General features: G+C 67.8%; 13 protein-coding genes. All 13 read left to right on the top strand.

Annotation, left to right across the window (positions count from 1 at the left end):
- Nucleotides 1-3: 3 nt before the first annotated feature.
- Nucleotides 4-267: a phosphoribosyl-ATP diphosphatase gene (locus KL788_RS02460; RefSeq protein WP_293168181.1), complete on the top strand. Its 264-nt coding sequence runs from the start codon at nt 4-6 to the stop codon at nt 265-267.
- 50 nt (nt 268-317) lie between these two features.
- Nucleotides 318-1,157, top strand: a complete 840-nt coding sequence (gene hisG, locus KL788_RS02455) for an ATP phosphoribosyltransferase (protein WP_293168179.1) — start codon at nt 318-320, stop codon at nt 1,155-1,157.
- Nucleotides 1,157-1,918 carry an imidazole glycerol phosphate synthase subunit HisF gene (gene hisF / locus KL788_RS02450; RefSeq protein ID WP_293168177.1) on the top strand — a complete coding sequence of 254 codons (762 nt, stop codon included), beginning with the start codon at nt 1,157-1,159 and terminating at the stop codon, nt 1,916-1,918. Before hisG ends, hisF begins: the two co-directional genes overlap by 1 nt.
- The gene (hisI, locus tag KL788_RS02445; RefSeq protein ID WP_293168175.1) at nt 1,915-2,301 is read left to right on the top strand and encodes a phosphoribosyl-AMP cyclohydrolase; all 387 of its coding nucleotides are present in this window, start codon (nt 1,915-1,917) and stop codon (nt 2,299-2,301) included. Before hisF ends, hisI begins: the two co-directional genes overlap by 4 nt.
- Complete coding sequence (locus KL788_RS02440; RefSeq protein ID WP_293168173.1) at nt 2,298-3,818, top strand: anthranilate synthase component I; 1,521 nt, start codon at nt 2,298-2,300, stop codon at nt 3,816-3,818. The genes hisI and KL788_RS02440 overlap by 4 nt, the downstream gene beginning before the upstream one ends.
- Complete coding sequence (locus KL788_RS02435; RefSeq protein WP_293168171.1) at nt 3,815-4,408, top strand: Trp biosynthesis-associated membrane protein; 594 nt, start codon at nt 3,815-3,817, stop codon at nt 4,406-4,408. The genes KL788_RS02440 and KL788_RS02435 overlap by 4 nt, the downstream gene beginning before the upstream one ends.
- A 37-nt stretch (nt 4,409-4,445) precedes the next feature.
- Nucleotides 4,446-4,676 carry a DUF6704 family protein gene (locus tag KL788_RS02430; RefSeq protein ID WP_293168169.1) on the top strand — a complete coding sequence of 77 codons (231 nt, stop codon included), beginning with the start codon at nt 4,446-4,448 and terminating at the stop codon, nt 4,674-4,676.
- Nucleotides 4,677-5,453, top strand: coding sequence for an indole-3-glycerol phosphate synthase TrpC (gene trpC / locus KL788_RS02425; RefSeq protein WP_293168167.1), 777 nt, complete (start codon nt 4,677-4,679; stop codon nt 5,451-5,453). It begins immediately after the preceding gene.
- Nucleotides 5,450-6,670, top strand: a complete 1,221-nt coding sequence (trpB, locus tag KL788_RS02420) for a tryptophan synthase subunit beta (protein ID WP_293168165.1) — start codon at nt 5,450-5,452, stop codon at nt 6,668-6,670. The genes trpC and trpB overlap by 4 nt, the downstream gene beginning before the upstream one ends.
- Entirely contained in the window at nt 6,667-7,449 is a 783-nt protein-coding gene (gene trpA / locus KL788_RS02415; RefSeq protein ID WP_293168164.1) for a tryptophan synthase subunit alpha, read from the top strand. Before trpB ends, trpA begins: the two co-directional genes overlap by 4 nt.
- A 26-nt stretch (nt 7,450-7,475) precedes the next feature.
- Complete coding sequence (gene lgt, locus KL788_RS02410; protein ID WP_428846105.1) at nt 7,476-8,501, top strand: prolipoprotein diacylglyceryl transferase; 1,026 nt, start codon at nt 7,476-7,478, stop codon at nt 8,499-8,501.
- Between the two features lie 159 nt (nt 8,502-8,660).
- Complete coding sequence (gene gltB / locus KL788_RS02405) at nt 8,661-13,238, top strand: glutamate synthase large subunit (RefSeq protein ID WP_293168160.1); 4,578 nt, start codon at nt 8,661-8,663, stop codon at nt 13,236-13,238.
- Nucleotides 13,231-14,688 carry a glutamate synthase subunit beta gene (locus KL788_RS02400; RefSeq protein ID WP_293168158.1) on the top strand — a complete coding sequence of 486 codons (1,458 nt, stop codon included), beginning with the start codon at nt 13,231-13,233 and terminating at the stop codon, nt 14,686-14,688. The genes gltB and KL788_RS02400 overlap by 8 nt, the downstream gene beginning before the upstream one ends.
- Nucleotides 14,689-14,724: the final 36 nt, after the last annotated feature.

Below are 14,724 nucleotides of genomic sequence, written 5' to 3'. Positions count from 1 at the left end.
CCGGTGAAGACTTTCGATGCGTTGTTCGCCGAGTTGAGCGACAAGGCGCGCGAGCGGCCCGAGGGCTCTGGCACGGTCGCGCAGCTCGATGCGGGCATCCACGCCATCGGCAAGAAGATCGTCGAAGAGGCTGCCGAGGTCTGGATGGCCGCCGAGTACCAGAGCGACGAGGCGACGGCCGAAGAGGTCTCGCAGCTGCTCTACCACCTGCAGGTGCTGCTCATCGCGAAGGGCCTCACCCTCGACGACGTCTACCGCCACCTGTGACCAGCACGACTGACCGGCCCTCGGGGCTGCCCACTGAAGAGACCACTGCCATGCTGAGAATCGCGGTACCCAACAAGGGCTCGCTCTCCGAGACCGCCGTCGAGATGCTCGTCGAGGCGGGCTATGCCGGCCGGCGCGACCCGCGTGCGCTCACCGTCGCCGACCCGCGCAACGGGGTCGAGTTCTTCTACCTGCGACCGCGCGACATCGCGACCTACGTGGGGTCGGGCGCGCTCGATGTGGGCATCACCGGGCGAGACTTGCTGCTCGACTCGGGGTCGGCGGCGGTCGAGATTCAGTCGCTCGATTTTGGTGGCTCGACCTTCCGGTTCGCGGCACCTCCCGGCACGATCGCCTCGCTCTCCGATCTGGGCGGCGTGCGCATCGCGACCAGCTATCCGGGCCTCGTCGGCGCCTTTCTCGAGAAGCAAGGCGTCTCGGCCGAGCTCATCCGCCTCGATGGCGCAGTCGAGTCGGCGGTGCGGCTCGGTGTGGCGGATGCTGTTGCCGATGTCGTCTCGACCGGCTCGACCCTGCGCGCTCAAGGGCTCGAGATCGTGGGGCCGGTGATTCTCGAATCAACGGCCGTGCTCATCAGCGCCCAGCCCGAGCGCGCGGGCATCGCAACGTTGCAGCGCCGCCTGCAGGGCGTGCTCGTCGCCCGTCAGTACGTGCTCATCGACTACGACTTGCCGCGCGAGCTGCTCGAGCGCGCGCAAGCGATCACACCGGGGCTCGAGTCGCCGACGGTCTCTCCGCTCGCCGACGGCTCGTGGGTCGCCGTGCGTGCGATGGTGCCGCGTGACGAGACGAATCACGTCATGGATGAGCTCTACGAGCTCGGCGCGCGCGCGATCCTCGTCAGCTCGATCCACGCCGCTCGCATCTGATGGCCGTCTCTGTGCGGGTTATTCCGTGCCTCGACGTCGCTGCGGGTCGCGTGGTGAAGGGCGTCAACTTCCTCGATCTGCGCGACGCGGGTGACCCGATCGAGCTCGCCCGCACCTATTACGAGCAGGGCGCCGACGAGATTACCTTCCTTGACGTGAAGGCCACGGTCGACAACCGCGAGACGATGTTCGACCTCGTGCAGGCGACGGCCGAGCAGGTTTTCATCCCGCTGACCGTCGGGGGAGGGGTGCGCACGGTCGACGATGTCGCCCGGCTGCTCGGCCACGGGGCTGACAAGATCGGCGTGAACAGTGCGGCCATTCTGCGCCCCGAACTGGTCGGCGAGATTGCCGATCGGTTTGGCGCGCAAGTCTGCGTGCTGTCGCTCGACGTGACGCGCGACGCGGCCTCGAGCAGCGGCTTCGTCGTGACTACGCACGGCGGGCGCGAACGCACGTCGATCGATGCCATCGAATGGGCCCGTGAGGCGATCGACCGCGGGGCGGGCGAACTGCTCGTCAACTCGATCGACGCCGACGGCACGAAGAACGGCTTCGACCTTGAGCTCATCAGGGCGATCGACGCGGTGTCGACCGTGCCCGTGATCGCCTCCGGCGGCGCAGGAGCCCTCGAGCACTTCGCCCCCGCCGTCATCGCCGGCGCCGATGCGCTGCTCGCCGCGAGCGTGTTCCACAACGCCGAGCTGACAGTCGGCGATGTCAAGGGTGCCCTGCGCGCCGAGAGGATGAGCGTGCGATGACCGCTGACGACCGTTCCGAGACCGCCGCCGTGATCGACCGTGCGCGCTTCGACTCGGCCGGCCTGCTGCCCGCAATCATTCAGCAGCACGACTCACGTGAGGTACTCATGATGGGCTGGATGGACGCGGAGGCTCTGCGCCGCACCCTGACCGAGGGCCGCGTGACTTTCTGGAGCCGGTCGCGGCAAGAGTACTGGCGCAAGGGCGACACGAGCGGCCACGTGCAGCACGTGCGTGGCGCTGCGCTCGATTGCGACGGCGACACGCTTCTCGTGCAGGTCGAGCAGGTGGGCGTCGCCTGCCACACGGGTGCGCGGTCGTGCTTCGATGTCGACCTCCTCGATCCCGTGGTGCTCTCCGCGGATTCAGGAGAGCAAGCATGACCGAGACCACGCGCGATGAGTTCGCGCAGCAGGTGCGCACCGCGCGGGTTGTTCCGGTCATCCGCACCCTGTTCGCCGATGCCTTGACTCCCGTGGGACTCTACCGAGCACTCGCAGAGGGTCGCACCGGCACATTCTTGCTCGAATCGGCCGAGCAAGGCGGCATCTGGTCGCGGTACTCGTTCGTGGGCGTGCGCTCGTTCGGTGTGCTCACCGAATCAGAGGGCCGTGCGGTGTGGTTGCCCGGATCTCTCGAGGCCGAGCGCGCCTTCGGAGGGCCGCTGCCCGAGACCTCGCTCGCCGCGCTCGACGCACTGCACGCTCGATGGGCCTCGCCCGACAACCCCGAGAACCCTCCCCTCACCGGTGGCCTCGTCGGCTTCATCGGCTGGGACGCCGTGCGCCAGGTCGAGCACCTGCCCGACGCGCCGCCGCGCGATTTCACCTGCCCCGAGCTGGCGATGGCGTTCGTGAGCGAGCTCATCGTCATGGATCACCGGCAGGGCACCGTCTCGCTGATCGCGAGCGCCCTCGCCGACGGCGACGATGACGACGACTCGCTGTGGGCGGATGCTCAACGGCGGCTCGACGCACTCGAAGCCGCTCTCGCGCATCCCGCTGAGCCCGACATCGCCCGTATCGACCTCGACGCAGCTGCTCAGCCGCAGCACAGGTCGACGCCGGCCGAGTTCTTGGCCGCGGTTGACCGCTCGAAAGAGTTCATTCGCGACGGCGACGTCTTCCAGGTGGTCATCGGGCAGCGGTTCGATCATGAGCTCACGGCGAGCCCGCTCGATGTCTACCGCGTGCTGCGCGCGCTGAACCCCTCGCCGTACATGTACGTGCTCGCGCTTGAGACCGTCGAGGGGGCGCCGTACGCGATCGTCGGCTCCTCGCCGGAGGCTCTCGTGAAGGTCACGGATGGCCGGGTGCACACGCACCCGATCGCCGGTTCGCGCCCGCGCGGCGAAACGCCCGAGCGCGACGGAGAACTGGCCGACGAACTGCTGGCCGACCGCAAAGAGCAGGCAGAGCACCTCATGCTCGTCGACCTCGGTCGCAACGACATCTCGAAGGTCTGCCGAGCCGGCACGGTCGAGGTCACCGAATTCATGCAGATCGAGCGTTTCAGCCACATCATGCACCTTGTGTCGACCGTCGAGGGAGACCTGCGCGACGAGGTGTCGCCCATCGATGTGTTCCGCGCCACCTTCCCGGCCGGCACTCTCAGCGGGGCTCCGAAGCCGCGCGCGCTGCAGATCATTGACGAGCTTGAGCCGGCCAGACGCGGGGTCTACGGCGGGGTCGTGGGCTATTTCGCTTTCTCGGGCGACCTCGACCTGGCGATTGCTATCCGCACGGCCTTCCTCTCAGAGGGCATCGCCCGCGTGCAGGCCGGTGCCGGGCTCGTCGCCGACTCGGTGCCCGAGACCGAGTTTCAAGAAACCATCTCGAAAGCGGCGGCCCCGTTGCGGGCGGTCGCGATCGCCAACGCGCTCAGCCGGTCAGGCTCATGAGCGGCGCACGATTGCGGCTGCTGGCGATCATGGCGCCGCTCGCCGCGAGCGCACTCGCCTTTCTGGCCTGGTCTCAGCCGTGGGTCGAGGTGACCCTGACCGACGGGCGCGAGCTCGTGGCCTACGGCGATGTCGCCGCACCCGCTGTGCCGCCCCTCGCGATCGCGGCCCTGGCGCTCGTCGGAGCGCTGGCTCTCGCCGGGCCCGTGTTCCGCGTTGTGCTCGGCCTGCTGCAGGCTCTTCTGGGTGCGGGCATCATCGCCTCCGGTTTGCTCACGATCTCTGACCCCGTGCAGTCGGCGGCGGCGACCATCACGACTGCGACGGGGGTCGAAGGGCTCGACTCTGTACGGGCACTTGTGTTGCACGCTGCGACCACCGGGTGGCCGGCGTTCGCGATCGCGGCGGGAGCCCTCGGGGTCGCGATCGGCGTACTCACGGCGCTCACGGCATCCCGCTGGCCGCAGCGCACCCGTCGATTTGATGCTGTGCGCCTGGCCCCGATCGACGAGTCAGAGTCAGCGGCGGCACCCGATCGGCAGGACGCGTGGGACGCGCTGAGCGACGGCGACGACCCGACGGCGCGATAGACTGACCCCGCACTGACCGCCCGACTGAGGAGAGCTGATGAACGCGCAGAACGACCCCGGCCACGGAGACTCGCCCGCCGCCTGGACCGCCGTGACGATCATGCTCATCGCCGTCACGGTCGGAACCGTCGCGTTCTTCTTTGACCTCGCCTGGCTCGTCTGGGCGAGCGCGGGCCTCCTGCTTCTCGGCTGGCTGACCGGTGTCGTCATGGCGAAGGCCGGTTACGGCGTCAAGGGCCCGCGGTACGCGCCCAAGGCGCACAGCTAGGTGCTCGACGGCCTGGTCGCCGGCGCGCTCTCTGATGCGGCACGGCGACGCGAGTCGCGCCCGCTGAGCGACGTCGAAGCGGCAGCCCATGCAGCCCCGCCAGCACTCGATGCTCGGGCTGCGCTCCAGCGTGCCAAGACCATCAAAGTGATTGCCGAGGTGAAGCGCGCAAGCCCTTCGCGCGGGCAGCTCGCGACGATCGCCGACCCGGCCGCGCTCGCGCGACAGTACGCCGAGGGTGGCGCGAGCGCGATCAGCGTGCTCACCGAAGAGCGGCGGTTCGGTGGCAGTCTCGACGACCTTCTGGCTGTTCGAGCCGCGGTCCAGGTTCCCGTGCTGCGCAAAGACTTCATCGCCGAGCCCTACCAAGTGCTTGAGGCGCGCGCAGCAGGCGCCGACCTCGTGCTGCTCATCGTCGCGGCGCTCGACGATGCGACCTTGCGCGAGCTGCACACACTCATCGTCGACCTCGGCATGACGCCGCTGGTCGAGACTCACGACGCCGACGAGGTGCGCCGAGCGGTCGATCTCGGCGCGGAGGTGATCGGTGTCAACGCGCGCAACCTCAGCACCTTCGAGCTCGATCGAGACCTGTTCGGTCGGCTCGCGGCGAGCATCCCCGACAGCACGGTGCGCATCGCCGAGTCGGCGGTCAGCGGAGTCGCAGATGTCGAGCACTACCGTCGAGCAGGAGCCGATGTAGTGCTGATCGGCGAAGCACTGGTCACGGGCGGCGATCCTGTCGCAGCCCTCAACGAGTTTCTGGCGGTCTCATGAATTTGCGCGAACAGGTCGGCCCCTACTTCGGCGAGTTCGGCGGGCGCTTCGTGCCCGAGTCGCTCATCGCCGCGCTCGACGAGCTTGACGCGGCGTACCAGGCCGCTCGCGTCGACCCGTCGTTCGCCGCTGAGCTCGATGAGCTGCACCGCACCTACACCGGGCGACCCTCGATCATCACCGAGGCCCGACGGTTCTCCGAGCACGCTGGCGGCGCGCGCGTCATCCTCAAGCGCGAAGACCTGAACCACACCGGCAGTCACAAGATCAACAATGTGCTCGGGCAGGCGCTGCTCGCGAAACGCCTCGGCAAGACCCGCATCATCGCCGAGACCGGCGCAGGCCAGCACGGCGTCGCGAGCGCCACGGCCGCCGCTCTCTTCGGCCTCGAGTGCGTGGTCTACATGGGTGAGGTGGATACCGAGCGTCAGGCGCTCAATGTCGCGCGTATGAAGCTCCTCGGTGCCGAGGTTGTGCCGGTGACGGTGGGTTCGCGCACGCTCAAGGACGCGATCAATGAGGCGCTGCGCGACTGGGTCGCCAACGTCGAGAACACGCACTACCTGCTCGGCACTGTCGCGGGACCGCACCCGTTCCCGACGATGGTGCGCGACTTCCACTCGGTCATCGGCATCGAGGCGCGTGAGCAGGTGCTTGCCCTCACGGGGCGCCTGCCGGATGCCGTGGTCGCCTGCGTGGGCGGCGGCAGCAACGCGATGGGCATCTTCCACGCGTTTCTCGATGACGAGAGCGTGCGCCTGGTCGGAAACGAGGCCGCGGGCGACGGCGTCGACACGCTCTTTCACGCCGCGACGATCTCGAAGGGCCGCCCGGGCGTGCTGCACGGCGCGCGAAGCCTCATGCTGCAAGACGACGACGGCCAGACCATGGAGTCGCATTCGATCTCGGCCGGCCTCGACTACCCGGGCGTGGGCCCCGAGCACGCCTGGCTCGCGTCAATCGGACGCGCAGAGTACCGCCCCGTGACCGATGCCCAGGCGATGGATGCTCTGCGCCTGCTGAGCCGCACCGAGGGCATTATTCCCGCCATCGAGACGGCGCACGCGCTGCACGGCGCGATCGAGCTCGGCCGCGAACTCGGTCCGGAGGGCATCGTGCTCGTGTCACTGAGCGGCCGCGGCGACAAAGACATGGAGACCGCGGCTCGCTACTTCGGCCTGCTCGACGCCGCCGCCGCAGGGGAGGCGACCCCGTGAGCGCGGTCGCCTCGACCATCGCCCGGCGCAACGAGGAAGCAGCTGGCGCCCTCATCGGCTATCTGCCGGTGGGCTTTCCGAACCTCGACGCGAGCGTCGATGCCGCGGTCGCACTCGTCGAGAACGGTGTCGACATCATCGAGCTGGGCTTGCCGTATAGCGACCCGGTCATGGACGGTCTCACGATTCAGCGTGCGACGCAGACCGCGCTACGCAACGGGTTCCGTTTGCGCCACGGCTTCGAGGCGGTCGAGCGCATCCGCGCACGCGTTGATGCCCCCCTCCTCGTCATGACCTATTGGAACCCTGTTGTGCAGTACGGCGTCGAGCGATTCGCCACCGACCTTCAGAGCGCCGGGGGAGCAGGGCTGATCACGCCCGACCTGATTCCCGATGAAGCCGCAGAGTGGATGTCTGCTGCGCAGTCGCACGACCTCGACCGGGTCTTCCTCGCCGCACCATCCTCGAGTGATGCACGAATGAAGCAGGCGGTCGACAGCAGTCGTGGGTTCGTCTATGCCGTGTCGACCATGGGCATCACTGGCGCGCGTGACGACGTCGACAAGGCCGCGCGCGGCGTTGTCGCTCGCTTGCGCGAGGCAGGCTCGACAAGTGCGTGCGTCGGCCTGGGCATCTCGACTGCCGAGCAGGTGGCCGATGTTCTGAGCTACGCCGACGGCGCCATCGTCGGCTCCCGACTTGTCGCAGCGCTCGAGCACGGCGGCGTGGCTGAAGTTGCCGCTGTCGCCGCTGAACTGTCGGCGGGCACTCGCCGCTAGGCTGTCTGCGCCCCCCCGAGAAAGGTTTGACGTCCGTGATTCTGCCTGTGAGCATCCCGAGTCCGCCGCCCGAGTGGCAGGTCTTCAACCTCGGTCAGTGGCTGCGCGACCTCGGACTGACCTGGTTCGGTTTCGACATCAATATCTACGCCTACGCGCTGTGCATCCTGACGGGCATTATCGCGGCCGTGTGGCTCACCAACCGTCGCCTGACGGCGCGCGGCGCCGAGCCGTGGATCACGCTCGATATCGCGCTCTTCGCTGTGCCGCTCGGCATCATCGGCGGGCGCGTCTATCACGTGCTCACGCACCCCGACGACTACTTCTTCGAGGGGGCCGATCTTCTCAAGACGCTCTACATCTGGGAGGGCGGCATGGCGATCTTCGGCGCACTCGTCGGTGGTGCGCTCGGCGCCTGGATCGGCTGCCGCGTCACCGGGGTGCGCTTCTGGTCGTGGGCCGATGCACTCGCGCCCGGGCTGCTGCTCGCGCAGGCCTTCGGCCGTTTGGGCAACTGGTTCAACCAAGAGCTCTTCGGGCTGCCGACCGACCTGCCCTGGGGTCTCGAGATCGATCGACCGAACCCGGCGATCCCCGTGGGCCTGCCCGCCGACACGCTGTTCCACCCCACGTTCTTATACGAGATCATCTGGAACCTCGCGGGCGTCGCGGTCATTCTGCTGCTCGACAAGCGGCTGACACTGCAGTGGGGCAAGCTGCTCGGCGTCTATCTCATCTGGTACGGCGCAGGCCGTAGCGTGTTCGAGACGATCCGCCTCGACCCCAGCGAACTGTTCCTCGGCATCCGAGTGAATGTCTGGGGCGCCTGGGTCGCTGTGCTCGTCGGCATCGCGATCATCATCATCCAGTCGCGCCGCCACCCGGGGCTCGAGCCCTCGCCCTATATGGCGGGTCGAGAGTGGTCGCCCGAGGCTCCTGTAGACTCGAACGACATCTACACCGACGCCGATGTCGAGGGCAATGGAGCTCTCGCCGTCTCCGGTGCTCCCGGTTCGACTGACGCCACAAGCGGGTCGGCCGCGAAACCGTAGCAGCCCGGCACGCGCAGTCCGCCATGTGAGACTGAGTGCCGCAAGCTCGCCGATCGCCACCACACCGATCCGGCTCCCGCCGCGCAGCGTGCGCGTCTCCATCTCAGGGCCAGCGACGTCCCGCACGGTATCCGCAACGACGTGAGGACGGTTCTCGGCATGGACATCGCATCTCCGATGCAGCGCTTCTCAGCCATGCCCGCTGCACAGGGCCTGTTCGACCCTGTCCGTGAACGTGATGCCTGCGGTCTCGCGATGGTCGCCACACTGCGCGGCACGGCGGGGCACGACATCATCCAGGCGGCTCTTGACGCTCTGCGAAATCTCGAGCACCGAGGCGCGGTCGGCTCTGATGCCGGCACCGGTGACGGTGCGGGCATCGTGACACAGATTCCCGATGCCTTCCTGCGGGCCGTTGTCGATTTCGAGCTTCCTGCGGCGGGCAGTTACGCGGTCGGCACCGCCTTTCTGCCGACCGACGACGAAGAGCGCGACCGCGAGAAGCAGGGCATCGAGGCCATCGCGCTCGAAGAGGGTCTCGACGTCATCGGCTGGCGCACGGTTCCCACCGACGACTCGCTCATCGGCAACCTGGCCCGCGCGGCCATGCCTGCGTTCGAGCAACTCTTCGTGCGGTCGGCTCGGTCCGACGACAAGGGTGCGGCACTCGCGGGCGTCGCACTCGACCGTCAGACCTTCCGCGCACGCAAGCGCGCCGAGCGCGAGCTCGGCTCGTACTTCCCGTCACTCTCGTGCCGCACGCTTGTCTACAAGGGCATGGTGACGACTCTGCAGCTCGAGCCGTTCTACCCCGACCTGAGCGACGAGCGCTTCGTCTCGACGCTCGCGCTCGTGCACTCCCGTTACTCGACCAACACCTTCCCGTCGTGGCCCCTCGCGCAGCCGTTCCGCATGATCGCGCACAACGGAGAGATCAACACCGTGCAGGGCAATCGCAACTGGATGCGTGCGCGCCAGTCGCAGCTGCACTCCGACGTGTTCGGAGACCTGCGCGATGTCTTCCCCATCGTGACTCCCGGCGCGAGCGACTCTGCCTCGTTCGACGAAGTCGTCGAGCTGCTCTCGCTTGGCGGTCGGTCACTGCCCCACGCGATCATGATGATGGTGCCGGAGGCCTGGGAGAACCAGACCGACATCGACCCCGCCCTGCGCGACTTCTACGAGTACCACGGCATGCTCATGGAGCCGTGGGACGGACCCGCCGCTCTCGTGTTCACCGACGGCAGTCTCGTCGGGGCGACGCTCGACCGTAACGGTCTACGACCCGGCCGCTTCGTCGTCACCGACGACGGTCTCGTCGTGCTCGCGAGCGAGATCGGAGTGCTCGACATCGAGCCCAGTCGTATCGTGCGCAAGGGCCGCTTGCGTCCGGGCAAGATGTTCCTCGTCGACACGGTCGAGGGCCGCCTCATCGAAGACGACGAGATCAAGTCGCAGCTCGCCGGCCTCTCGCCCTGGGGGGAGTGGCTCGAAGGCCAGCGCATCCACCTCAAAGACCTCCCGGAGCGCGAGCACATCGTGCACACGCCCGCTTCGATCGTGCGCCGCCAGCGCACTTTCGGCTACACCGAAGAAGAGGTGCGCGTTCTCCTCGCGCCCATGGCGAAGGCGGGAGCCGAGCCGCTCGGCGCGATGGGTTCCGACACGCCCATCGCCGTTCTCTCCGATCGTCCCCGTTTGCTCTTCGACTACTTCACGCAGCAGTTCGCCCAGGTGACGAATCCGCCGCTCGACTCGATCCGTGAAGAAGTCGTCACCTCGATGCAGCTCGGGCTCGGCCCTGAACGCAACCTGCTCGATGCCACCCCGCGTCACGCGCGGCAGGTCGTGCTCGGCTTCCCGATCATCGACAATGACGAGCTCGCGAAGATTCAGCACATCGACCCCCGTCCCGGCAGCTCATTGACCACGACGATCCGCGGCCTCTATCGCGTCGACCGCGGGCCGAAGGCTCTCGAGAAGCGCATCGCCGCAATGTGCGTCGAGGTCGACGAGGCCATCGCCGACGGTGCCGAATTCATCGTGCTGAGCGACCGCGACTCGACCGCCGATCTCGCCCCGGTGCCGTCGCTGCTCATGCTCGCCGCCGTTCACCACCACCTGATCCGCACCGAGAAGCGCATGCAGGTCGGCCTCATCGTCGAGGCAGGTGACGTGCGCGAGGTTCACCACTGCGCCGTGCTCATCGGCTACGGCGCCTCGGCCATCAACCCCTACCTGGCGATGGAGACCGTCGAGAACCTCGTGCGATCGGGCATGATCGTCGGCATCACTCCCGAGAAGGCCGTGAGCAACGTCATCAAGGCGCTCGGCAAGGGCGTGCTGAAGATCATGTCGAAAATGGGCATCTCGACCGTGGGCTCGTACGCCGGAGCCCAGGCCTTTGAAGCTGTCGGCCTGAGTCAAGAGTTCGTCGACCGCTACTTCACGGGCACGTCGAGCGTGCTCGGCGGCGTCGGCATCGACACCATCGCGGCCGAGAACGCCGCGCGGCACGAGCTCGCCTACCCGAGCTCGGCTCCGGTCAACCCGCACGAGCGGCTGCAGACCGGAGGCGAGTACCAGTGGCGCCGTGAGGGCCCGCCTCACCTGTTCAACCCGGAGACCGTGTTCCGACTGCAGCATGCCACGCGGTCGAAGCGCTACGACATCTTCCGCGAGTACACGCAAGCGGTCGACCAGCAAGCCGAGAACCTCATGACGCTGCGCGGGCTGTTCCGGCTGAAGACCGAAGAGCGTGCGCCGGTGCCGCTCGACGAAGTCGAGTCGGTCGAGTCGATCATCCGTCGGTTCACGACCGGTGCCATGAGCATGGGGGCGATCAGCCCCGAGATGCACGAGACGCTCGCGGTGGCGATGAACCGCATCGGCGGCCGCAGCAACACCGGCGAGGGCGGCGAGAGCCCTGAGCGCCTGCTCGACCCCGAGAAGCGCAGCGCCATCAAGCAGGTCGCCTCCGGGCGCTTCGGCGTGACGAGCCTCTACTTGACGCACGCCGACGACATCCAGATCAAGATGGCGCAGGGAGCCAAGCCCGGCGAAGGCGGCCAGCTGCCCGCCAACAAGGTGTACCCCTGGATCGCGCGACTGCGCCACGGCACACCGGGCGTCGGCCTCATCTCGCCACCGCCGCACCACGACATCTACTCGATCGAAGACCTCAAGCAGCTCATCTTCGACCTCAAGCGCGCGAACCCGCTCGCCCGCGTGCACGTCAAGCTCGTGAGCCAGTCGGGCATCGGAGCGGTCGCGGCCGGCGTCGCGAAGGCGAAGGCCGACGTGATCCTCATCTCGGGGCACGATGGCGGCACGGGCGCGAGCCCACTCAACTCGCTCAAGCACGCCGGCACCCCGTGGGAGCTCGGGCTCGCCGAAGCGCAGCAGACGCTCATGCTGAACAGCATGCGCGGGCGGGTCACTGTGCAGGCCGATGGTCAGATGAAGACGGGTCGCGACGTCATCATCGCGGCGTTGCTCGGCGCTGAAGAGTACGGCTTCGCGACCGCGCCCATGGTGGTCTCAGGATGCATTCTCATGCGTGTCTGCCATCTCGACACGTGTCCGGTCGGTGTCGCGACTCAGAACCCCGAACTGCGCAAGCGGTTCACGGGCACGCCTGAGTTCGTCATCACCTTTATGGAGTTCTTGGCGCAAGAGGTGCGCGAGTACCTCGCGGCCCTCGGCTTCCGCTCGCTCGAAGAGGCGATCGGTCGTGCCGACCTGCTCGACGTCGACCGCGCCGTGCGCCACTGGAAGGCCGACGGTCTCGACCTCTCGCCGATCTTGCACGGCCCGCAGTTCGATGGTTCCGCTCCGCGCACGAAGCGCGAGAGCCAAGATCACGAGCTCGACGAGCACTTCGACAACGAGCTGATCAGGCTCAGCACTGACGCTCTCGAGCACGGCGCGCCGGTGCGCATCGACCTTCCTGTGCGCAACACCGAGAGGGCTGTCGGCACCATGCTCGGCAACCTCGTGACGCTCAAGCACGGCGAGAACGGTCTGGCGCCCGACACGATCGACGTCACGCTGACCGGTTCGGCCGGTCAGAGCCTCGGCGCCTTCATGCCCAGGGGCATCACGCTTCGGCTCTACGGCGACAGCAACGACTACGTCGGCAAAGGACTGTCGGGCGGCCGTGTCGTGGTGCGTCCGAGTCGCGATTCGGTATTCCACGCCGAGCGCAACGTCATCGCGGGCAACGTCATCGGCTACGGCGCCACGAGCGGCGAGATGTTCATCCGTGGCATCGTCGGCGAGCGCTTCCTGGTGCGCAACTCGGGCGCTACCGCGGTCGTCGAAGGTGTCGGAGACCACGCTCTCGAGTACATGACGGGCGGGGTCGCGGTGATTCTCGGCGCGACAGGGCGCAACCTCGGCGCTGGCATGTCGGGCGGTGTGGCCTACGTGCACGACCTTCGTCCGCAGCGGGTCAACGCCGATGCGCTCGACACGGGCGAACTGACGCTCATGACGCTCGACGACGACGATCGCGCGATCGTGAGCGACTTGCTGCGCCGCCACCACGACGAGACCGAGTCGGCTCTGGCTGCGCGTCTCATCGCCGACGGCGAGGCAGCTCTCGACCGATTCGTGAAGGTCATGCCCCGCGACTACGCCGCCGTGCTGGCGACTCGGCAGACCGCACTCGACGAAGGCCTCGACCCCGACGGAGACGTCGTGTGGGGCCGCATCCTGGAGGTGACCGGTGGCTGACCCCCGTGGCTTCATCAACGTGCCCGAACGAGAACTGCCGGCGCGCCGGCCGGTGCCGTTGCGGCTCATGGACTGGAAAGAGGTCTACGAGCAGGGTGACCCCGGAGTGCTCCGCCGTCAGGCGGGGCGCTGCATGGACTGCGGCATCCCGTTCTGCCATCAGGGCTGTCCGCTCGGCAATCTGATTCCCGAATGGAACGACCTGACGTGGCGTGGCGAGGGCCGTCAGGCGATTGAGCGGCTGCACGCGACGAACAACTTTCCTGAGTTCACGGGCAAGCTCTGCCCGGCGCCGTGTGAGTCGTCGTGCGTGCTCGCGATCAACCAACCCGCAGTGACCATCAAGCAGGTCGAGGCCTCGATCATCGAGAACGCCTGGAACAACGGCTGGGTGCAGCCGATGCCTCCCGAGCGGCTTACGGGCAAGACCGTCGCCGTGGTGGGTTCGGGGCCCGCGGGTCTCGCCGCCGCGCAGCAGCTCACACGGGTTGGGCACACGGTCGCCGTCTTCGAGAAGGATGACCGCATCGGTGGGCTACTGCGGTACGGCATCCCCGATTTCAAGATGGAGAAGCGGCATCTGGATGCCCGCCTCACGCAGATGCAGGCCGAGGGCACGCGCTTCCGGGCCGGTGTGGAGATCGGCGTCGACATCACGTGGGACGAGCTGCGCGCACGCTACGACGCGGTCGTGATCGCGACCGGCGCACCCGTGCCGCGCGATCTGCCCATTCCTGGCCGCGACGCGCTTGGCATCCACTACGCGATGGACTACCTGACCCAATCGAACCGGGTTCAGGCCGGCGACACGGTCGCCGACCAGATCACCGCCGAGGGCAAGCACGTCGTCGTGCTCGGAGGTGGCGACACCGGCGCTGACTGCATTGGCACGGCTCACCGGCACGGCGCCCTGTCGGTGACCAACCTCGCGATCGGCAAGCAGCCCCCGCACGAGCGGCCCGAGTCTCAGCCGTGGCCCGTGCAGCCGACCCTCTTCGAGGTGCAGAGCGCGCATGAGGAGGGCGGCGATCGCGTCTACCTGGCGTCGACCGTGGAGTTCTTGAGCAACGCCGCGGGCGAGGTGCGGGCGATCCGTGTGGCAGAGACTGAGTACGTTGATGGCCGCCGTGTTCCCAAGGCCGGCACCGAGCGCGAGATTCCCGCCGACCTCGTGCTGCTGGCGCTCGGCTTCACCGGCGCTCAGCACGGCGGGCTCGACGACCAGCTCGGCCTGCCGTTCGCGGCATCGGGCGCCGTCGACCGCGAAGCCGACTACTCCACCAACGAGGCGGGAGTCTTCGTCGCAGGCGACGCCGGACGCGGTGCCTCCCTCATCGTCTGGGCGATCGCCGAGGGCCGTGCAGCGGCGGCATCCGTCGACACCTACCTGCAAGGCGCAAGCGACCTGCCCGCGCCCGTGCGTGCGACCGATCGGCCGCTCACCGTATAGTCGGCACGACGCGAACCGGCACGCCGTCAGCCGCCC

Origin of the sequence: Microcella sp. (assembly GCF_019739195.1) — a bacterium.
Taxonomy (GTDB): domain Bacteria; phylum Actinomycetota; class Actinomycetes; order Actinomycetales; family Microbacteriaceae; genus Microcella.
The sequence above is the reverse complement of the archived record's forward strand: the minus strand, read 5'-3'. Positions and strand labels throughout refer to the sequence as shown.

Coding starts and splice junctions, on each gene's coding strand:
- hisG (WP_293168179.1), top strand. CDS start 318: ATGCTGAGAATCGCGGTACCCAACAAGGGCTCGCTCTCCGAGACCGCC.
- hisF (WP_293168177.1), top strand. CDS start 1,157: ATGGCCGTCTCTGTGCGGGTTATTCCGTGCCTCGACGTCGCTGCGGGT.
- hisI (WP_293168175.1), top strand. CDS start 1,915: ATGACCGCTGACGACCGTTCCGAGACCGCCGCCGTGATCGACCGTGCG.
- KL788_RS02440 (WP_293168173.1), top strand. CDS start 2,298: ATGACCGAGACCACGCGCGATGAGTTCGCGCAGCAGGTGCGCACCGCG.
- KL788_RS02435 (WP_293168171.1), top strand. CDS start 3,815: ATGAGCGGCGCACGATTGCGGCTGCTGGCGATCATGGCGCCGCTCGCC.
- KL788_RS02430 (WP_293168169.1), top strand. CDS start 4,446: ATGAACGCGCAGAACGACCCCGGCCACGGAGACTCGCCCGCCGCCTGG.
- trpB (WP_293168165.1), top strand. CDS start 5,450: ATGAATTTGCGCGAACAGGTCGGCCCCTACTTCGGCGAGTTCGGCGGG.
- gltB (WP_293168160.1), top strand. CDS start 8,661: ATGGACATCGCATCTCCGATGCAGCGCTTCTCAGCCATGCCCGCTGCA.